The organism is Archangium sp. (assembly GCF_036389735.1).
In the GTDB taxonomy this organism is placed as follows: domain Bacteria; phylum Myxococcota; class Myxococcia; order Myxococcales; family Myxococcaceae; genus Archangium.
In genome coordinates, this window is sequence record NZ_DASVWK010000668.1 from 1 (window position 1) to 1,802 (window position 1,802).

At 70.3% G+C, this 1,802-nt stretch carries 1 protein-coding gene and 1 pseudogene; both read left to right on the forward strand.

The window, feature by feature from the left end; translation table 11 throughout:
- Window positions 1–259: pseudogene (locus tag VF794_RS23490) on the forward strand (class I SAM-dependent methyltransferase); the annotation flags it as partial.
- The coding region (locus tag VF794_RS23495; RefSeq protein ID WP_331114030.1) for a hypothetical protein at window positions 256–1,802 on the forward strand (1,547 nt) is incomplete at its 3' end. The pseudogene VF794_RS23490 and the gene VF794_RS23495, both read left to right, overlap by 4 nt.

The window sequence follows — 1,802 nt, forward strand, 5'->3', positions numbered from 1 at the left end:
GCTGATGGACATGCACCTCTTCTATTTCAGCCGCGCGACCCTGGCGATGCTGCTGGAGGAGGTGGGCTTCCGCGTGCTGGAGACGCGCAACTACACGCACATCGTCTCGGCCGGCTACCTGCTGCGCAAGCTCTCCGCCTCCTTCCGTCCGGCCGCGCCCGTGCTCGAGCTGGCACGCCGTGTCGTCCCCGAGCAGCTCCGCGTCCCGGTGAACCTCGGGGACAACATGATGATGATCGCCGAGCGGCCCGCGCGGTGAGCCGTCTGCTCCTCCATGGGGGGGTGCTCGCGCTCTTCTGCGTGCTGTCCGTCTTCCACACCTGGCCGCTGGCGAGGCACCTGAACGGGTACCTCGTGTCGGGCCGGGAAGACGTCTTCATGAACGTGTGGCACCTCCAGTGGATGCGCCATGCGCTGTGGGAGGCGCCGCAGAACCCGTACTTCACGCCGCTGCTGCATTACCCGCTGGGCGCGGAGCTCTACTGGCACACGCTGTCGCCGGCGAAGACGGCCTGGGGCGCGGTGCTGCTGGGCTTCATGCGGGCCGAGACGGCGTACAACCTCCTGCTGCTGTCCACCTTCGTGCTGGCCGGCTACACCGCGTGGCTGCTGTGCCGAGACCTGCTGCGGCGCGCGGGCTTCGAGTCGCGACTGGCGGACGTGGCGGCACTCGCCGGGGCGTGCGCGTTCACCTTCTCGCGCTACCACCTCGCCCATGCCAACGCGCACCTCAACCTCGCGGCCATCGAGGGCATCCCGCTCTACCTCTACTTCTTCCTGCGCTGGCAGGCCGAGGGGCGCAAGCGCCTGCTGTGGGGCGTGGGGCTGAGCGCCCTCTACGTGCTGCTCTGCGACTACTACTACATCTTCTACCTCGCCCTCTTCTGCGCGCTGTGGCTCGTGGGAGAGCGTTGGCGGCACGGCCGGCTCCTGTCGCTGAAGACGCTGCGGGACGAGGGGGTGCGCCGCTCGCTGTGGGCCGCGGGGGCCGCCGGGGTGGCGTGCCTGCCGGGCCTGCTGCCGCTGCTGCTGCACCTCAAGCCGGAGCCCCTCAAGTCGCACCACGGCGACTCGGACTACTACGCGGACCTCGTGGCGCTCTTCCTGCCGGACCCCCTGTCGGCCTGGAGGCATGCCATGCCCAGGGCCTGGGGCCAGTTGGTGATGGAGCTGGTCCGCGACACCATGGCCAGCAACGGCGAGGAGGCGGGCTACTTCCTCGGATGGGGCGTGGTCGTGCTGGCGCTGCTCGCCCTGCGCTGGGGGGTGCCACAGGGCCGGCGGTGGCTCTCCATCGGGCTGTGCTTCCTCGTCCTCTCGCTCGGCACGATGCTTCAGGTGGCCGGCGACAAGGACTTCACGCCGGTGGCCTTCCTCCTCGTCGGGGCCGGGCTGGTGCTGTGGATGGCCCGGCGGGCACCCGACGGCGAGGGGCGCCACTATGACGTGCTGGCGGTGCTGCTGCTGTGCGTGGTGGCGGGGCTCGTTTCGCCGTACACCGCCTTTGGCGAGCCCGCCGAGGTGCGGGTGCCCCTGCCCTACGTCGTGTTCAAGAGCGTCGTCCCGCTCTTCGGCCGCGCGGGCATGCCGGTGCGCTTCGGGCTGATGGTGACGCTGGTGCTCGCGGTGCTGCTGAGCTTCGCGGCGGCACACTTGGGGACCTGGGCCTCGCGGCGCAAGGCGGCGCTAGGCTCTGGCGTGGCCGCGCTCGTCGCGGTGGTGCCCAACCTCGAGTACCGCCACGAACCCATGAGGATGGTGGCGCTGCCGAAGCTGCCGGCCATCTTCGAGGAGATCGCCCG